General features: G+C 69.8%; 3 protein-coding genes. All 3 read right to left on the reverse strand.

What is annotated here, in order from left to right; genetic code table 11:
• Window positions 1–33: 33 nt before the first annotated feature.
• The 3 genes from ACTIR_RS0112140 to ACTIR_RS0112150 are packed head-to-tail and all read right to left on the reverse strand — an operon-like array spanning window position 34 to window position 2,005.
• Complete coding sequence (locus tag ACTIR_RS0112140; protein ID WP_026454488.1) at window positions 34–738, reverse strand: hypothetical protein; 705 nt, start codon at window positions 736–738, stop codon at window positions 34–36.
• Window positions 735–1,649, reverse strand: coding sequence for an ABC transporter ATP-binding protein (locus ACTIR_RS0112145; protein WP_026454489.1), 915 nt, complete (start codon window positions 1,647–1,649; stop codon window positions 735–737). The genes ACTIR_RS0112140 and ACTIR_RS0112145 overlap by 4 nt, the downstream gene beginning before the upstream one ends.
• Window positions 1,646–2,005: a GntR family transcriptional regulator gene (locus tag ACTIR_RS0112150; RefSeq protein ID WP_026454490.1), complete on the reverse strand. Its 360-nt coding sequence runs from the start codon at window positions 2,003–2,005 to the stop codon at window positions 1,646–1,648. Before ACTIR_RS0112150 ends, ACTIR_RS0112145 begins: the two co-directional genes overlap by 4 nt.
• Between the last annotated feature and the right edge of the window lie 162 nt (window positions 2,006–2,167).

Consider the following 2,167-nt stretch of genomic DNA (forward strand, 5'->3'; position numbering starts at 1 on the left):
CCGCCCCCGCCCCGGGACCGGCGCACGCACGCCTCACGGCACGGCGCGTCGCGCCGTGAGGTAGGCGGCCGCGCCGAGCACGACCGACGCCAGGAGCGGGTATCCGGCCTGCCACATCAGGGGCGGCTGGCCCGTGAAGAACTCGCCCACGGCCGACCAGGCGTCGAGCCAGTTGACCAGCGCGACGAAAGCGACGGCCAGCACGCCGAGGGAGATGCCCAGCGCCCAGGCACCGAACTGGCCCCAGCGCTGGAACACGATCCCGAACCAGATGCCGAGGAAGGACATCAGCACGAACGGCGCGGTGTAGGCCAGTGCCTGCAGCGGGAAACCGTCCTGGGAGAAGATCGGCAGCGTCACGAGCGTCATGTTCACGCCCCACCCGCCGGTGGCCCGTTCGACGACGTCCAGCATCGCCAGCAGCACGCCGTAGAACACCGACTGCCCGAGCACGACCAGCACGGTGGCACCGAAGAAGTCCCGGCGGGTGGCCGACAGGCTCACCGCGAACGGGAACGTCTGCGTCATCGTCTGCAGATGCACGACCAGCATCACGGCGTAGATCGCGGTGAGGGCCCCGGTGGCGTTGCCCTCGGCGTTGCCCCCGCCGGCCCCCTGCAGCGTGGCGAAGATCAGCACGTTGGCCGCGATGACCAGTGCCAGCACGAGCACCGGCAGGCCGAGCACGGCGGGGGCGTTGACCAGTTGGATGCGGACCAGCCGCGTCAGGCGGTTCATCGTCCGGCCTCCCTGCTGCTGTCGTGCCCGTTGGTGGTTCCCGCCGGAACCGTCTGCGCGTCGGTGAGCTGGGTCGTGCGCACGACCAGCTGCTGCAGGGACACCGGTTCCACACTCACGCTGTCGGTGCCCTGCCGGGGCACGGCGCCGGAGAGGGTGAGGCGGAGGAACCCGCCGAGCGCCTCCCGGTGCAGTTCGGTGTGCCCGGCCGCGAACCGTTCGACCGCGTCGCGCGGTCCGCTCACCGTGACCGCCCGGGACCGCAGATCCTCGGCGCCCTCGTCCATGAGAATGCGCCCGGAGTCGATCACGAGGACGTGTTCGAGCAGGTCACTGACCTCGTCGATCAGATGGGTGGACAGCACGATCGTGCGCGGGTGTTCGGTGTAGTCGGCCAACAGCCGGTCGTAGAAGCGCTGCCGCGCCACCGCGTCCAGGCCGAGGTAGGGCTCGTCGAACAGGGTCAACGGCGCGCGTGCGGCCAGCCCGATGATGATGCCCACCGCCGAGGTCTGACCGCGGGAGAGCTTCTTGATCCGTTTGCGGAGCGGAAGGCCGAACTCGTCGGCCAGCTCGGCCGCGGAGTCCGCGTCCCAGTGCGGGAACCGCAGTGCCGCCGCGGCGAAGGCGTGCCGCACCTTGAACGGGTCGGGGTATTTCAGCGACTCCCGGATGAAGCAGACCCGGTCGAGCACGGCCGCGTTCTCGTACGGGTTCGCGCCGAAGACCTCGATCGCCCCGTCGGTCTGCCGTTCCTGCCCGGTCAGCAGTCGCATGGCGGTGCTCTTGCCCGCCCCGTTGCGGCCGAGCAGGCCGTGGATCCGGTTCTCACCCAGGTCGAAGGAGACGTCGGCCACGGCCGTGGTGTCGCCGTAGCGTCGGGTCACCCCCCGCATGGTGGCCACGCTCATGCGTCGTCCCTCCAGACGTCGATCATCTTCTTCAGGTCGTCGGCGTCCATGCCGAGCCGGTGTGCCTCCGCCAGCAGCGGGGCGATGTACTTCTCCCCGAACGCGGTGCGGCGGCGTTCGAGCAACCGCTCCCGTGCCCCGGTCGCGACGAACATGCCGACCCCCCTTCTCTTGTAGAGCGACCCCTCGGTCACCAGCTTGTTGATCCCGTTCGCCGCTGTGGCCGGGTTGATCCGGTGGAAGGCGGCGAGCTCGTTCGTCGACGGCGCCCTCGTCTCCTCCTCCAGCGAGCCGTCGATGATCGAGTCTTCGATCTGCTCGGCGATCTGCTGGAACAGCGGCCTGCCGTCGTCCATCACCGCCCCCGTCCGAGCACCCGGTGCCTCGCTGGTTCATTAGTCATGTGGGTAACCATGTCACCGCGCAGATGAAGAGGTCAAGTGGGAACGGCCGGGGAACACGAAAAAGCGCCGCCCCCGCAGGTGCGGGGACGGCGCCGCCGGGGTGCCGGTGGGGTG

This window comes from Saccharomonospora iraqiensis subsp. iraqiensis, from assembly GCF_000430445.1.
GTDB lineage: Bacteria > Actinomycetota > Actinomycetes > Mycobacteriales > Pseudonocardiaceae > Saccharomonospora > Saccharomonospora iraqiensis.